Source organism: Moorella sp. E306M, from assembly GCF_006538385.1.
GTDB lineage: Bacteria > Bacillota > DSM-521 > Neomoorellales > Neomoorellaceae > Neomoorella.
In genome coordinates this window covers 1,211,974-1,226,536 of the sequence record NZ_BJKO01000001.1, presented here as the reverse complement: position 1 = coordinate 1,226,536, position 14,563 = coordinate 1,211,974, and the positions used below count along the sequence as shown (strand labels likewise).

The window sequence follows — 14,563 nt, the reverse complement described above, 5'->3', positions numbered from 1 at the left end:
AATAAATTACAAAGGAATCAATATTGCCAAGTTTTAACATAAACTAAATTATCTTGGAGGGAAATAAGGGAAAGCAAATGATAGCGACAATTACTTTAAATCCAGCCATTGATAAGTCGATATTTATTCAAAATTTTACCATTGGGAAGACGAATAGAGCCCACGTAGACAGGATTGATCCAGGAGGTAAAGGTATCAATGTAGCAAAAGTTTTAAAACAGCTGGGGTGCCAGGTAATTACTTCCGGTTTTCTGGCAGGCAACAATGGACGCTATATTTCTTCTTTCTTAACAGAACAAGGAATAATGAATGATTTTATCGTCATCCCCGGCGAAACAAGGCAAAATCTAAAAATCATTGATCCAATTAAAAAGACCATAACCGAAATTAATGAGCCGGGGGCTGAGGTAGACGAGTGTTATTTAAAACAGTTGATGGATAAGGTTAAGGAATTGGCCTCCCAATGTCAAGTGATAGTTTTTTCCGGAAGCCTGCCCCCCGGTTTGCCGGACTATGCTTATAAAGAATTAATCCTCCTGGCAAAAGAGAAGGGAACACAGACAATTTTAGACACAGGAGGGATAGCTTTATGGCAGGGGCTTGCTGCATGTCCTACGTTAATTAAGCCTAACAAGTACGAAGTAGAAGAAGTTCTCCAGGTGAAGGTGAGTGAAGATAAGCTAGTAAATATTGCTGAACGACTGTTAGCTTCAGGTCCGGAGATAGTGGTCATTTCTCTTGGTGCTAGGGGTGCTCTTTTGGCATCAAGACAGCAAAAAATGCGGGCCTATCCACCGGTGGTAGAGGCAAACAGTACAGTAGGCGCAGGTGACGCGATGGTAGCAGTTTTTGCTTATGGCTTAGAAAGAGGCTTATCTTTAACTGATACTTTGCGGCTGGCCACTGCCGTAAGCGCGGCCGCAGCTGCTGCCCATGGAAGCGAGGTGGGAGATATAGAGCTAGCTAAAAATATGCTACCCGAGGTAAAAATACAAGAAATCTAGAAAAAATGGTATCCTAAAAACAAGGAGGAAAGGAAGGGTAATTAATGAAAAAATTAGTTGCTGTTACTTCTTGCCCAACAGGCATAGCCCATACCTATATGGCGGCTGAAGCTTTGCAGAAGGCAGCCAAAGAACAAGGGTTGGCTATAAAAGTAGAAACCCGTGGATCAATCGGGATAGAAAATGAATTGACACCAGCAGACATCAAAGAGGCTGTGGCAGTCATTATAGCTGCAGACGCTAAAGTAGACGAGGAAAAATTTCAAGGTAAACCTGTAGTTAGGGCTTCAGTGGGAGAAGCTATTAAAAATGCTAAAGGTTTAATAGAAAAAGCTTTAACCTTGGAGGGTAGAGAGCCCTCAAGGCAAAGCACTGATTTTATTCGTGAAGTCCAGCAGCGCAAAAGTGAGCGGAGCTCCCAGGCTACTGGTCTGTATAAGCACTTAATGACAGGCGTATCTTATATGATACCCTTTGTAGTAGCAGGAGGGCTAATCATTGCTCTTTCCTTTGTATTTGGTATCGAGGCCTTTAAGCAAGAAGGCACTTTAGCCGCCAACCTTATGCGCATTGGTGGCGGCACAGCTTTCGCCTTAATGGTTCCAATACTAGCAGGCTTTATAGCGTTTTCCATCGCTGATCGGCCGGGCCTGGCTCCAGGAATTATAGGAGGAATGCTTGCTGCTCAAATGGGGGCAGGGTTTTTGGGAGGAATTATTGCTGGGTTCTTGGCAGGTTATGTAGCCAAATTCTTACGAGACTATATCCAGCTTCCTGCAGGCCTGGAAGGATTAAAACCCGTATTGATAATTCCATTAATATCTACTTTAGTGGTAGGTTTGTTGTTAATATATGTTATAGGCACACCAACAAAAATTGTAATGGACGGTCTTAAAAACTGGTTGACTACTATGAGCAAAGGCAATGCTGTGATTTTAGGCTTTATTTTAGGTGCCATGATGGCCTTCGATATGGGAGGACCGGTAAATAAAGCGGCTTATACCTTTGCAGTAGGCTTACTGGGTAGCAATATTTATGAGCCCCAAGCTGCGGTTATGGCTGCGGGCATGACGCCTCCATTAGGTTTGGCGCTAGCTACTTTACTGTTCCCTAAAAAGTTTACTAGCGAAGAAAGAGAAGCTGGTAAGGCGGCAGCAGTTTTAGGGATTTCTTTTATTACCGAAGGAGCTATTCCTTTTGCTGCAGCTGATCCCTTTAGGGTAATTCCATCTATTATGGTAGGTTCAGCCGTAGCTGGTGCCCTCTCTATGGCTTTTAATGCAACCCTGAGGGCGCCACATGGAGGCATATTCGTCCTTGCTATCCCTAATGCAGTGGGTCATTTAGGATTATATATCCTATCTATTGCTATCGGTACTCTCGTGACGGCTTTAATGGTGTTACTTTTGAAACCCAACAAATAAAATTGGAGGACCTCTAAAAATGGATATAAGAAATTTGATCAGGGAAGATTTAATTACACTTGATTTAAAAGCTAGAGATAAACAAGCAGCCATACGAGAACTGGCTGGTCTTTTAGAGAAATGCGGGTTAATTACTAATGAAGAAGAATTTCTTCAAGACGTCTTAAAAAGGGAGAGCATTACCACTACGGGCATAGGGTATGGTATTGCCATACCCCATGCCAAATCTAAAGCAGTTAAAAAATCAGCAGTAGTCTTTGGTCGTTCCAAACATGGAATTGAATGGGAAAGCCTGGATGGACAACCGGTGGATATGGTTTTTCTAATTGCAACGCCAGCAGAGCAAAAAGAGAATGAGCATTTAAAGGTATTATCTTTGCTTTCCCGCAAATTGATCTATGAAGAATTTCGCCAGCGCCTGCGAGAGTCTAAAACTATCCAAGAGATATTAGAAATATTGAATACGGTTGTAGAAGGAGATTAGAGAAATGATTAAAAAAGAGCTAATCATCACCAACGAAACAGGCCTTCATGCCCGGCCGGCTACTCTTTTTGTCCAAACTGCCCAGGCTTTTAAAAGTAAAATAGGGATAACAAAGGGACAGAAGCAAGCCGATGCCAAAAGTATTCTGGCAGTAATGAGCCTGGGAATCACTAAAGGAACTTCTATTACGTTATGGGCGGAAGGGGAAGATGAGAAGGAAGCTATAGAGGCCTTAGAACGATTAGTTAAAAGCAATTTCCGGGAAGGTATTGAAGATGCTTCTTAAAGGAATAGGTATTTCCCCAGGTAAGGTGGTAGGTCGGGTACGCCGGCTAATGGAGCTTGCCAGCAATTACTCCAGGAGCTATTTAAACAGTGAAGAAGAGAAGGAAAAAGAGCTTGCCAGGTTAGAAGAGGCTTTCAACCAGGCTAAGGAACAACTGACAAGCCTTATTGATAAAACTAAACGCGAGATCGGCCTCCAGGAAGCTAAAATTTTTGAAGCCCATCTTTTGCTTCTTTCCGACCCGGCATTGGGGGAAAAAATAAGAACAAAAATCAAATTGGAAAGGAAAAATGCTGTCTGGGCGGTTAGTGAAGCTACCGAAGAGATAGCTCAGGAGTTTGCTTCCCTGGAGGACGAATACTTCCGCGAAAGGGCTGTGGACATTCGCGATATAGGCCGGCGTCTAATAGAATGTCTAGGAAATCGCTCAGAGGAAGTAAGCGAAGTGGCAGCCAACACCATTATTGTAGCTAAAGAATTAACACCTTCCCAAACAGCAAGTTTTTCTCGCCGGACAGTAGCCGGGATTATTACGGAAAAAGGAGGGCCTACTAGCCATACGGCAGTAGTAGCCAGGGCTTTAGGAGTACCTGCGGTCTCCGGGGTAACCAATTTATTAGACCTGGTTAAAGATGGTGATCTCGTTTTAATAGACGGAGATGAAGGGGTAATACATTTAAACCCCGATGTAGAACTAATCAAGAATGTGGAAACAAGAGAAGAAACCACTAAGGAAGAAAAAAGGCGTATAAGGAAGGTTTTAGCTAAAGCCGTAACCGTGGATGGGCATGAAATAGAGATAGCAGCCAATCTCCGCAACTTTGAAGAGGCGGAGTTAGCGCTGGAATATGGCGCTGAAGGCGTAGGGCTCTTCCGCACAGAATTTCTTTATATGAACCGCCAGGAGCCTCCGGGAGAAGAAGAACAATTTTTGATTTACCGGGACGTTTTGCTTGCTTTAAAAGATAAACCCGTAATTGTGCGCACCCTGGACATTGGGGGCGATAAACTTCTTCCCTATCTTAACCAGGATAAGGAAGATAACCCATTCTTAGGATTAAGGGGAATAAGGCTGTGTTTAAAATATAAAGAGCTTTTTAAGACGCAACTGAAAGCTTTGCTGCGTGCTTCTTCTTACGGAAACCTCAAGCTCATGTTTCCCATGGTAACGACCCTGGAGGAAATCCGCCAGGCTAAAACTCTCCTGGAGGAAGCGCGAGATGAGCTACGGGCTGCGGGTATAGAAGCAAGTAAAAATATTCCCATCGGTATTATGATTGAGGTGCCGGCAGCTGCCCTCATGGCCGATATTTTAGCCAGAGAAGTGGACTTTTTCAGCATTGGTACCAACGATCTGACCCAATACACATTGGCCGTAGACCGTGACAATGAAAAAGTAGCAACTCTTTACGAACCATACCATCCAGCGGTTTTAAAACTTATTTATCAAGTGATAGAGGCAGCTCATCGTCAGGGCAAATGGGTAGGTCTTTGTGGGGAGCTGGGCGGAGATAGCCTGGCCGCACCTCTCCTGGTAGGTCTGGGGCTGGATGAGATAAGTATGAGTCCTGTATTTATTCCCGAGATGAAGGAAAAAATCATGGGCCTTTCTTATGAGAAGGGACGGGAATTGGTGCAGCGACTGCTGGAACTACCAGACGCTAAAGAAGTAAGAGAGGAGCTTGTTAAGTGAATTTAAGACCCGCCTGTGGGCGGGTCTTTACGTTGTGGTTAGCCTTTTTCTGCCTTTCTCCCGGCCAGAAACTCTTCCAACCGGTCCAGGCCTTCTTTGATGTTTTCCAGGGAATTGGCGTAGGAAATACGTAAATATCCTTCGCAGTTGCGGCCGAAGTCGATGCCCGGGGTGACGGCTACCCGGGCTTTCTCTAAAATCTCAAAGGCGAAGGAATAGGAATCGCTGGTATATTTCTTGACGTTGGCCAGGGCGTAGAAGGCGCCGGTAGGCTCGACCCGGGTGGCCAGGCCCATGGCTTTAAGGCGGCTCAACAGATAACGGCGGCGCTCGTCGTAAGTGGCGACCATTTGCGCCACGTGTTCGTCGCATTCCCGCAGGGCGGCGATGCCGGCGGCCTGGACGAAGGAACCAGCGCAGATAAAGAGGTTCTGCTGCAGCTTTTGTAAAGGCCGGACAAACTCCGGCGGCGCGATAACGTAACCCAGGCGCCAGCCGGTCATGGCGTAGAGCTTGGAAAACCCGTTGATGACAAAGGCCCGGTCGGTAAACTCCAGGATGGTATGCTCCCGGCCTTCGTAAACCAGGCCGTGGTAGATTTCGTCGGCAATGATGCAGGGTCCCAGGCCGGCCAGGGCTGCTAATTCGGCCGCTGTAAAGACGGCGCCGGTGGGATTGGCGGGAGAATTGACCATAATAGCCTTGGTCCGGGGGCCGAGGCTCTCCTGGATAGCTGGAAGGCGGTACTTGAAGCCGTCTTCTTCTTTTACCGGTATAAAGACAGGCTGCCCGCCGACGTAACGGATAAAATTGGGGTAGCAGGCGTAGTAGGGATCGGGGAGGATGACCTCATCCCCCTGCTCCAGGAGGACGCTAAAGGTCAGGAGCATGGCCGGCGAGGTGCCGGAAGTGACGACGATCTGGTCAGGCGAAATATTGACCCCGTATTTCCGCTGGTAGTAGTGGGCGATTTCTTCCCGGAGTTCCGGCTTGCCCAGGCTGTGGGTGTAGTGGGTGTCACCATCCCGGAGAGCACGCCGGGCGGCTTCTTTGATGGGTTCCGGGGTGTCAAAATCAGGTTCGCCGATTTCCAGGTGGATGATGTTCTCCCCCCGGGTTTCCATTTCTTTGGCCTTTTCCAGGATGTCCATGACGATAAAGGGCGGTATTTCCCGGGCCCTGGCGGCAATATCTTTTCTCCTGTCAGGCATATACTTCCCTGCTTCTTTATAATAATAATAATAATGCGTTGTCTAACGTTTTTTCGCCACGGGAAAGCAGAAATCCTGCCCGCTAACTTATCTTTCGCTAATATTTTCAAATCCCTGCTCAAAAAAATGCCTGTCAAAAGCAAATGCCTTTTTAATACCCAGTTTACGCATCACAGCAAAGCTAACGGCATCTACCAGGCTCAAATTTCTCCTGTTGGCGGTCAAAACGGCATTGGCACCCCACTGGTGCAAATCGGCGTCAATCCATTCTACTTGCAGCAGGGGAAGTATATCTTCATGAAATACCCGCAAAGCTTCCATCCCCAGTCGCCGCTGTACCAGGGCATATGTTTCTACGAGAACGTAACTGCTGCAAATCATCGGAACACCGCTGTTTAAAAGATTTTCCCATATTTTTTTGGCAGCGGCATGATTCTCGTCGTCAGCATCGAGGATGGCTAAAAAAGCTGAAGTATCAAGATAAACATTCATTCCGCAAAAGCCTCCGTTAAGTAGGCATCATGATTGCGAGAGAGGTCCTTAACACCGGAGCGGAAACGCCCTGCTGCCTTTATAGCCCTCTGAATTCGTTCGTTTTGGCCAGGATTGCTACCGGCCAAGACCTGGTCCACGCCGAGCCGGATTAATTCCGCCATGGATATTTTTTTAACAGCAGCCATTTTTTTCAGGGCATGATATTGTTCTTCCGTGAGCTGGATTTGCGTACGGATCATTTGTTATATCATCCCTTCAATAATGATTAAAAGTAAGCATAATAATGCTATCATGATGTCACCACTTTGACAAGGGGTAGAGCAGGTGTTACCATATACGCGTCTATCTATTTAGCTCTCTCTAGATACTGGCGAATTCATGATGATATAATAATTTTGGTGATGAAAAGTGGCCAGAGAACTAACGGAAATAATCAAAAAACGCTATAACCGCACGGCGCTCTTTTATGATTGGATGGACCGGATGATCCCCGATGAATGGCGCCGGCGGGTGTGGCAGGAAGCCCGGGGCCGGGTGCTGGAAGTCGGGGTAGGCACAGGAGCCAATTTCCCATTTTACCCACCCGGATGCCGGATGACGGCCATTGATTTCAGCCCCGGGATGCTGGCCCGGGCCAGACAAAAGCTCCACCTGGCCGGGGCACCGGTGGATTTAAAGGAAATGGATGTCCAGCACCTTGAATTTGGAGACGCCACTTTTGACACGGTGGTAGCTACCTGCGTTTTTTGCACAGTACCCGATCCGGTGCAGGGGCTGAAGGAAGTACGCCGGGTCTGCCGCCCCGATGGCAGGATTGTCCTCCTGGAGCATGTGCGCAGTGAGCACTGGTTCCTCGGCCCCGTGATGGATGCCCTGAACCCGCTGGTCCTGTATCTAATCGGGTCCAACATTAACCGCCGTACTGTGGCCAATGTGAGGATGGCCGGTATCGAGATTGACCGGGAGGAGGATCTGGCGGGAAAGATCGTTAAATTAATTGTCGGGCATCCCCGGGAAATTTAAAGTTGTGCCGGCAGTTTTCTTTAAGACTTTGTTAAAATATTTCTTTCACCCTTGCGTTCCTGGCCATGGTATGCTAATATATCTTACAAATTAGTTAATGCCAAAGCGATGATGGGGAGTGTCGGCGGCCCACTCCGGTAGGCGAGAGAGCTGGTGGCCGGTGGGAACCAGCCCGGAGGCTGTCGAGAGGCACCCCTGAGTACCCGGCGAGAAATCCTGGATAAGGAAGAAGTCGGGGCGGTCATGTCCGTTACGCATGCAGAGGGGGCCAGGTTATGGCGTTTCTAACCTGGTCAATTAGGGTGGCACCGCGGGTGAAACTCTCGTCCCTTGCAGAAGGGACGAGAGTTTTTATTTTGAACTGGTTAAAAAAGGCAGGTGACCTGGGGGTTATAGCAATTTTCAAAGCCTTTTGCTGGCGTTCTTAACCCTTTAGCTTAATATAGTAAGGCTTTATGATAACTGCTTTTACCGACAAAATAACAGGAAAGGGTGTTCTCCATGACTGACAAGCAAATCTTACTTCTCCCCGGGCCGACGCCGGTGCCTCCGCAGGTGGCCCTGGCCATGGCGCGGCCGGCTATAAACCACCGCGGCCCGGAGTTCAAAGCCCTGTGGGAAGAAGTAACGGAAGGGTTAAAGGATGTCTTCCAGACCCGTTCCGAGGTAGTCATTTTAACTGCTTCGGGTACCGGCGGCATGGAAGCGGCCGTAGCCAACCTCATTTCCCCCGGGGAAAAGGTGCTGGCCGTAACCATTGGCGCCTTTGGCGAGCGTTTTATTCAGATTTGCCGTGCCTTCGGTGTTGAAACGGAGGTTATGGCCTTCCCGTACGGTCAGGCAGCTGACCCCCGGGCCATAGCCAGACGCCTGGAAGCGGATACGGAACATAAGATCAAGGCCATTCTAGTCCAGCATAATGAGACTTCGACCGGGGTTTTAAATGACATTCAAGCCATCAGCCGTGCCCGGGGAAGTCACCCGGCCCTGCTCATTGTGGACAGCATCAGCGGCCTGGTGGCAGCCGATTTACCTATGGACGCCTGGCATATTGATGTGGTCATCGCTGGTTCCCAGAAAGCCTTCATGTTACCCCCGGGATTAACCATGCTGGCTGTTAGCGATCGCGCCTGGCAGGCGGCGGAAAAATGCACCAACCATCGTTTTTACCTGGATATCAAAAAGGCGAGAAATTCGGGGCTAAAGGGGCAGACGCCCTTTACACCGGCTGTCCCCCAGCTCTACGGTCTACAGGAATCCTTGCGTCTCCTGAAGACGGAAACCCTGGCCGGCAGCTTTGCCCGCCACGCCCTGATGCGGGATATGGTAAGGGCCGGGGTCCGTGCCCTTGGACTGAAGCTCCTGGCTGACGATACAGTAGCCTCGCCGGCAGTGACGGCCATCTGTGTACCGGAGGGTATGAAACCGGCAGATATCATCACTCCATTGCGGGAAAAATTTGGCGTGGTGGTGGCCGGAGGGCAGGGTGACGTCAAGGACAGGGTATTCCGCATCGGTCATCTGGGCTATGTAAGTTTCAGCGATATCCTGGCCGGCCTGGCTGCCCTGGAAAATGTCCTCATTGATGCCGGTGTACCGGTGACCCGGGGCGCGGCAGTGGCAGCAGCCGGGGCCATATTAAGCGAAGGAATGCCTGCTGGCGTGGAAACCCTGGCCAGCTAGAGTAGAGGAGCCGCTTGTAACCATTTTTGGCAGAGTCCCATTTCCGAGGGAGGGGATAACCAAAATGCACGTTTTAGCCCTGGACGGTATAGATAAACGCGGCCTGGCTATCCTCCGGGAGGCGGGCCTGGAAGTTACGGCCGCCGGTAAAATGAATGAAGAAGAACTCAAAGACGCTATCCGTGACAGTGAAGCCTTAATCGTCCGCAGCGCAACTAAGGTAACGGCGGCGGCCATCAACGCTGCCAAAAAGTTAAAAATTATCGGCCGGGCCGGGGTGGGCACCGATAATATCGACGTCACCGCCGCAACTGAAAGGGGTATCGTGGTTGTTAATGCCCCTGAGGGCAACACCGTTGCGGCTGCCGAGCATACTATGGCCATGATGCTGGCCCTGGCCCGCAACATACCCCAGGCTAATGCCACCTTAAAGCAGGGTATTTGGGAGAAGAAAAAATATGTAGGCGTTGAGCTGCGGGGTAAAACCTTAGGGGTCATCGGCCTGGGCAAAATCGGCCGCGAGGTGGCCCGCCGCGCCCGGGGTATGGAAATGAAGGTTATGGCTTATGATCCCTACGTTGATCCGGAACAGGCCACGCGCCTTGAGGTCGAACTGGCCCCCCTGGAAACAGTACTGCAAGCCGCCGACTTTGTAACCGTCCACCTGCCCCTGACCAAGGAGACCCGGCACCTTCTGGGCCGGGAGGAAATGAAACTCTTGAAACCCGGAGCGCGGGTGTTGAATGTAGCCCGGGGAGGCATTATTGACGAGGCAGCCCTTTATGAAGCCTTAAAAAGCGGGCAGCTGGCCGGGGCGGCCCTGGATGTCTTTGAGGAAGAGCCGTTAAAGGCCAGCCCCCTGCTGGAACTGGACAACGTCATTGTTACCCCCCACCTGGGAGCCTCGACGGAGGAAGCGCAGGTAGCCGTAGCAGTTGAGGTTGCTCACGATGTAGTGCGCTGCCTTAAGGGAGAACCGGTTTTGAACGCCGTCAATATCCCGGTGGTGCGGGGCCATGTAGCCGAGGTCTTGAGGCCTTACCTGCAATTAGCCGAAAAACTGGGCAGCTTCCTGGCCCAGCTCATGGAGAGCCCCATAATTGCGGCGGAAATCAGCTGCAATGGCGAGCTGGCCCAGTATGACCTGGCGCCCCTGACCAGCTCCTTCTTGAAAGGGCTACTGCGCCCCCTCCTGGCCGATGCCGTCAACTACGTTAACGCGCCTCTGGTGGCCAAAAAGCGAGGCATACGCATCCGGGAAAAGAAGAGCCGGGAGATGGAGTACTTTGCAAACCTCATCAGCGTTAAGGTCGAAGGGCGGCGGGAGAGCCACCGCCTGGCCGGGACCGTCAACCAGGCCGGGGAACCCCGCCTGGTAAACCTGGACGGTTATAGCGTCGACGCCAGCCCGGCAGGGCACATGCTGGTGGTGCCCCACCTGGACCGGCCGCGTATAATCGGCCCGGTAGGCCTGGCCATAGGGGACCATAAAGTGAATATCGCCGCCATGCAGGTGGGGCGGCAGGAAATAGGTGGCGAAGCCGTCATGCTTATTAGCGTTGATTCCGAAGTGCCGCGGGAAGCACTGCAGGCCATTCGCCAGGTGGACGGCGTCCTTGATGTGCGCTATATTTACCTTTAAGTTCCTTATGGGGGCGGTAACGCCCCTTAAGTTTTTTACGGCAGGTTTGCCCCGAGCCTTTAATCGTGGCATAATAGTGGCAGGATTATCCACACTAACTGGATGAAAGGGGAGCGGTATTTTGCTGGATATTAAACTAATACGCCAGGAACCGGAAAGGGTGGCTGAAGCCCTGGCCCGCCGGGGCTTGAAGGCCGGGCTAGAGCACTTTTTAGCCCTTGATGCCCGGCGTCGGAACCTCCTGGTAGAGGTCGAGGGACTGAAGAATAAACGCAACCAGGTATCGGCCGAAGTAGCCCGCCTGAAGAAAAACGGCCAGGATGCTACGGAGTTAATTACCGCTATGCGCGAGGTCGGCGACCGTATCAAAGAACTGGATGCGGCCCTGCGCGCTGTGGAAGACGAGCTCCAGCAGGAGTTATTAAGGATTCCCAATATACCCCATGATTCCGTACCCGACGGCTTGAGCGACGCCGATAACAAGCCGGTACGCCACTGGGGCGAGCTGCCTCGCTTTGATTTTGAGCCGCGGCCCCACTGGGAAATAGGGGAACGGCTGGGCATCCTCGATTTTGAGCGCGGCAGCAAGGTGGCCGGGGCGCGTTTTGTCTTTTACCGCGGCGCCGGAGCGCGTCTGGAGAGGGCCCTGATTAATTTTATGCTGGATCTCCATACCATCAAGCATGGTTATACGGAAATTTTCCCGCCCTATCTCGTCAACAGCGCCAGCATGATCGGTACCGGCCAGTTGCCCAAATTCGCCCAGGATATGTTTCACGTCGAGGGAACGGATTACTACCTGATACCGACGGCCGAGGTGCCGGTTACCAATCTGTATCAGGGGGAAATCCTAAAGGGCGATTTATTACCCATCTACCATGTGGCCTACAGCGCCTGTTTCCGGGCCGAGGCCGGGGCAGCCGGGCGGGATACCAGGGGTCTCATCCGCCAGCACCAGTTTAACAAGGTAGAACTGGTTAAATTCACCCGGCCGGAGGATTCTTATGAAGAGCTGGAGAAATTGACGCGGGATGCGGAAGAGGTCCTGCAGCTCCTGGGCCTTCCCTACCGGGTGGTGGTCCTCTGTGCTGGCGACCTGGGCTTTTCAGCGGCCAAGACCTATGACCTGGAGGTATGGTTCCCCAGCGCCAGCACCTACCGGGAGATTTCCTCCTGCAGTAACTTTGAGGACTTCCAGGCCCGGCGGGCCGACATCCGCTTCCGGCCCGGCCCCAAAGAAAAACCCCGCTTTGTCCATACCTTGAACGGCTCCGGGGTGGCCGTGGGGCGGACGGTGGCGGCCATCCTGGAAAACTACCAGCAGGAGGATGGCACGGTACTTATCCCCAAAGCGTTAAGACCTTATATGGGTGGCCTGGAAGCCATCCGGCCGGAGCAAGGATCAGGGGCATGAACCCATCCCTCCACTTCCTAACCAGGGAAAACTGGTACTGGAATTTACTCTTTTTTTTCTACGGCCTGTCTTTCTTCCTCATGGGCTTTAGCATCCTCCTCCAGGCCCGGCGGGGGAGCAGCCTGCACCTGGGACGGCGTTTACCATGGCTGGCTGTCTTTGGGCTTTTACATGGTCTAGTGGAGTGGGGCTACATTTTTATTCCGGCTGCCGCAGTTGCTGAAGGCTGGCAGACTCTCAGGGGGGTTCTCTTTAACGGCGGGCATGCCCTGCTCCTGGCTTTATCCTACCTCTTTCTGCTGGTCTTTGGCATCAACCTCCTGGGGGATACCAGGGGGTGGCCGGCCTGGACGAGGTTTTTCCCACTTGCTGGTTTCGGAGGGTGGCTGCTATTTTCCGCCTTTACTTTCCCCCGGGAAAGGGCGGCTACTGATGCCTGGTTGATCCTGATTGAAATAGCGGCACGATATTTGTTGGCGGCGCCGGGTGCGGTAATGAGTGGCCTGGCGATTCTGGCCCAGGGGGATGACCTGCAACATTTAAGGCGCAACTCCTTAAAATTTTTCCTGGCGGGTGCTGCCACGGCCTTATTTCTTTATGCCTTCGGCGGGGGGTTGATCGTGCCGCCGGCGTCTTTTTTTCCCGCCAATTTCCTCAATACAGACCTATTGCTGCGCCTGGGTCTGCCGGCACCGGCTTTGCGCATCCTAAGCAGTATCCTGGTTGCCTTTTTTATCTTCCGTCTTCTGGATGTTTATGATGCCGAGGAACAGCACTACCGGGAGGTTGCCAGGGAGCGAGAGATGATCTGGCGAGAAAGGGAAAAAATACGGCGTGACCTCCATGATGGAGTTATCCAATCCATCTACGGCCTGGCCCTTGGTCTGGAACACAGCCGCACCCTGCTGGCGGACAACCCGGCGGCAGCTGCGGATAGGCTCGCGACCCTGTCGCAACAGGCGGAAAAGGTAATATCTGATCTGCGGGGATATCTGACCGGCCTGCACCTGGGCCGGGACCTGCCGGCTGACCCGGTGGCCCTGGTGAAAAAATTGGTGACAGACCTGGCCAGGAATAGTGATTTAAAAGTAAACTGGTATGTCCATGGAAACGGACAGTCTTACCTTGATACTGACCAGCGGGATCACCTTTACCATATAATGATTGAGATTTTAAGTAATATACGCCGTCATGCCCGGGCCAGCGAGGTCTGGATCGGGATAGATCTGGGGGCCGGCGGTTTCAGGGTAAAGATTAAAGACAACGGTACCGGCTTTGATGCGACGGTCCCCACCGGTGGACAGGGCCTCAAAAACCTGCGGCAGCGGGCGGCCCTGGCCGGGGGCTGGTTGGATATTGAAAGCTCGCCCGGGCGGGGAACAACCATGACTTTCTGGCTGCCCTACGAGGGCGATAGCGGGGGTGGAGTCCATGGCCATCCGCTTGGTGCTGGTAGATGATCATGCCGTAGTCCGGGAGGGGTTGCGGGCCCTCCTGACCAGGGAAAAGGATATTGAGGTGGTGGGGGAAACCGGTAGTACCGCTGAGTTATTAAACCTGGTGGATAAGGTCCGGCCGGAAGTAGTAGTCATGGACCTCCAGCTGGGCAACGGCCAGAACGGAGTAGAGGCGACCCGGGCTTTATTGCGAAAATGGCCGGACCTCAAGATTGTTATTTTAAGCATGTACGACGATCGCGAGCTAATCTTCCGGGCCCTGGAAGCGGGGGCCAGGGGTTATGTTTTAAAGCGGGCCGGGGTGGAGGAACTTATCCAGGCCATTCGTCTGGCGGTCAAAGGTGAAGCTTTCCTCGATCCCCAGATTGCCCGGCGGGTTATCGACGGCCTGCAGCAGGGATTTTCGGCAGCCAGGGAGGATGATGCCGGGAAGGCAGAATTGACCGACCGGGAGATGGAGGTCCTGCGCCTGGCTGCCGAGGGTATGACTAATGCGGAGATTGCCAGGCGCCTGTTTATCAGCGTCAAAACCGTCCAGGCCCATCGGGCCAACCTGATGCAAAAACTGGGGCTCCACGATCGGGTAGACCTGGTTAAGTATGCCATCAAAAAGGGCATTCTTAAACTGGAAGACGATTAGTTGCGGTTATAGGGCTTAGAACCGAGGGGAAAATTAAGGTCGCGAACCTATGGGTTCTTTCTCTTCCCAGAGTTATAGTAAATATGCGAAGACTATCACGAAAGGGG

14 protein-coding genes and 1 other annotated feature are annotated in these 14,563 nt (G+C 51.7%); of the genes, 11 read left to right on the top strand and 3 right to left on the bottom strand.

Features of this window, described 5'->3' with window-relative positions:
- The first annotated feature begins 77 nt into the window (after positions 1 to 77).
- The 5 genes from pfkB to ptsP are packed head-to-tail and all read left to right on the top strand — an operon-like array spanning position 78 to position 4,891.
- Positions 78 to 1,004: a 1-phosphofructokinase gene (gene pfkB, locus FLZ89_RS06480; protein ID WP_141263590.1), complete on the top strand. Its 927-nt coding sequence runs from the start codon at positions 78 to 80 to the stop codon at positions 1,002 to 1,004.
- Between the two features lie 44 nt (positions 1,005 to 1,048).
- Complete coding sequence (locus FLZ89_RS06475) at positions 1,049 to 2,428, top strand: PTS fructose transporter subunit IIC (RefSeq protein WP_141263591.1); 1,380 nt, start codon at positions 1,049 to 1,051, stop codon at positions 2,426 to 2,428.
- 19 nt (positions 2,429 to 2,447) lie between these two features.
- Positions 2,448 to 2,912, top strand: a complete 465-nt coding sequence (locus FLZ89_RS06470) for a PTS sugar transporter subunit IIA (RefSeq protein ID WP_141304658.1) — start codon at positions 2,448 to 2,450, stop codon at positions 2,910 to 2,912.
- A gap of 4 nt (positions 2,913 to 2,916) precedes the next feature.
- A complete protein-coding gene (locus FLZ89_RS06465; RefSeq protein ID WP_141263593.1) occupies positions 2,917 to 3,198 on the top strand; it encodes an HPr family phosphocarrier protein in 282 nt (93 codons plus the stop codon).
- Positions 3,188 to 4,891, top strand: coding sequence for a phosphoenolpyruvate--protein phosphotransferase (gene ptsP / locus FLZ89_RS06460; protein ID WP_141304657.1), 1,704 nt, complete (start codon positions 3,188 to 3,190; stop codon positions 4,889 to 4,891). Before FLZ89_RS06465 ends, ptsP begins: the two co-directional genes overlap by 11 nt.
- Positions 4,892 to 4,929: 38 nt before the next feature.
- On the opposite strand, the gene FLZ89_RS06455 is transcribed toward ptsP, so the two are convergent.
- From FLZ89_RS06455 to FLZ89_RS06445, 3 genes are all read right to left on the bottom strand, one after another.
- Positions 4,930 to 6,102, bottom strand: coding sequence for a pyridoxal phosphate-dependent aminotransferase (locus FLZ89_RS06455; RefSeq protein ID WP_141263595.1), 1,173 nt, complete (start codon positions 6,100 to 6,102; stop codon positions 4,930 to 4,932).
- Between the two features lie 87 nt (positions 6,103 to 6,189).
- Entirely contained in the window at positions 6,190 to 6,594 is a 405-nt protein-coding gene (locus tag FLZ89_RS06450) for a type II toxin-antitoxin system VapC family toxin (protein WP_141304656.1), read from the bottom strand.
- Positions 6,591 to 6,836: a ribbon-helix-helix protein, CopG family gene (locus FLZ89_RS06445; protein ID WP_141263597.1), complete on the bottom strand. Its 246-nt coding sequence runs from the start codon at positions 6,834 to 6,836 to the stop codon at positions 6,591 to 6,593. Before FLZ89_RS06445 ends, FLZ89_RS06450 begins: the two co-directional genes overlap by 4 nt.
- A 169-nt stretch (positions 6,837 to 7,005) precedes the next feature.
- Here FLZ89_RS06445 and FLZ89_RS06440 point away from each other — a divergent pair, with 169 nt between their 5' ends.
- The 6 genes from FLZ89_RS06440 to FLZ89_RS06415 all read left to right on the top strand — a co-directional run bounded on the left by FLZ89_RS06440 (position 7,006) and on the right by FLZ89_RS06415 (position 14,456).
- Complete coding sequence (locus FLZ89_RS06440; protein ID WP_141263598.1) at positions 7,006 to 7,620, top strand: class I SAM-dependent methyltransferase; 615 nt, start codon at positions 7,006 to 7,008, stop codon at positions 7,618 to 7,620.
- 99 nt (positions 7,621 to 7,719) lie between these two features.
- Positions 7,720 to 7,954, top strand: a binding site (T-box leader).
- A gap of 167 nt (positions 7,955 to 8,121) precedes the next feature.
- The gene (locus FLZ89_RS06435; RefSeq protein WP_141263599.1) at positions 8,122 to 9,303 is read left to right on the top strand and encodes a pyridoxal-phosphate-dependent aminotransferase family protein; all 1,182 of its coding nucleotides are present in this window, start codon (positions 8,122 to 8,124) and stop codon (positions 9,301 to 9,303) included.
- 64 nt (positions 9,304 to 9,367) lie between these two features.
- Positions 9,368 to 10,945 (top strand): phosphoglycerate dehydrogenase, encoded by a 1,578-nt coding sequence (gene serA, locus FLZ89_RS06430; protein ID WP_141263600.1) that lies wholly within the window; start codon positions 9,368 to 9,370, stop codon positions 10,943 to 10,945.
- A 121-nt stretch (positions 10,946 to 11,066) separates the two neighbouring features.
- Positions 11,067 to 12,359 (top strand): serine--tRNA ligase, encoded by a 1,293-nt coding sequence (gene serS / locus FLZ89_RS06425; protein WP_141263601.1) that lies wholly within the window; start codon positions 11,067 to 11,069, stop codon positions 12,357 to 12,359.
- A complete protein-coding gene (locus FLZ89_RS06420) occupies positions 12,356 to 13,819 on the top strand; it encodes a sensor histidine kinase (RefSeq protein WP_141304655.1) in 1,464 nt (487 codons plus the stop codon). The genes serS and FLZ89_RS06420 overlap by 4 nt, the downstream gene beginning before the upstream one ends.
- A complete protein-coding gene (locus FLZ89_RS06415) occupies positions 13,791 to 14,456 on the top strand; it encodes a response regulator (RefSeq protein WP_141263603.1) in 666 nt (221 codons plus the stop codon). The genes FLZ89_RS06420 and FLZ89_RS06415 overlap by 29 nt, the downstream gene beginning before the upstream one ends.
- The last annotated feature ends 107 nt before the right edge of the window (positions 14,457 to 14,563 follow it).

Coding starts and splice junctions, on each gene's coding strand:
- pfkB (WP_141263590.1), top strand. CDS start 78: ATGATAGCGACAATTACTTTAAATCCAGCCATTGATAAGTCGATATTT.
- FLZ89_RS06475 (WP_141263591.1), top strand. CDS start 1,049: ATGAAAAAATTAGTTGCTGTTACTTCTTGCCCAACAGGCATAGCCCAT.
- FLZ89_RS06470 (WP_141304658.1), top strand. CDS start 2,448: ATGGATATAAGAAATTTGATCAGGGAAGATTTAATTACACTTGATTTA.
- FLZ89_RS06465 (WP_141263593.1), top strand. CDS start 2,917: ATGATTAAAAAAGAGCTAATCATCACCAACGAAACAGGCCTTCATGCC.
- ptsP (WP_141304657.1), top strand. CDS start 3,188: ATGCTTCTTAAAGGAATAGGTATTTCCCCAGGTAAGGTGGTAGGTCGG.
- FLZ89_RS06455 (WP_141263595.1), bottom strand. CDS start 6,102: ATGCCTGACAGGAGAAAAGATATTGCCGCCAGGGCCCGGGAAATACCG.
- FLZ89_RS06450 (WP_141304656.1), bottom strand. CDS start 6,594: ATGAATGTTTATCTTGATACTTCAGCTTTTTTAGCCATCCTCGATGCT.
- FLZ89_RS06445 (WP_141263597.1), bottom strand. CDS start 6,836: ATGATCCGTACGCAAATCCAGCTCACGGAAGAACAATATCATGCCCTG.
- FLZ89_RS06435 (WP_141263599.1), top strand. CDS start 8,122: ATGACTGACAAGCAAATCTTACTTCTCCCCGGGCCGACGCCGGTGCCT.
- serA (WP_141263600.1), top strand. CDS start 9,368: ATGCACGTTTTAGCCCTGGACGGTATAGATAAACGCGGCCTGGCTATC.
- FLZ89_RS06420 (WP_141304655.1), top strand. CDS start 12,356: ATGAACCCATCCCTCCACTTCCTAACCAGGGAAAACTGGTACTGGAAT.
- FLZ89_RS06415 (WP_141263603.1), top strand. CDS start 13,791: ATGGCCATCCGCTTGGTGCTGGTAGATGATCATGCCGTAGTCCGGGAG.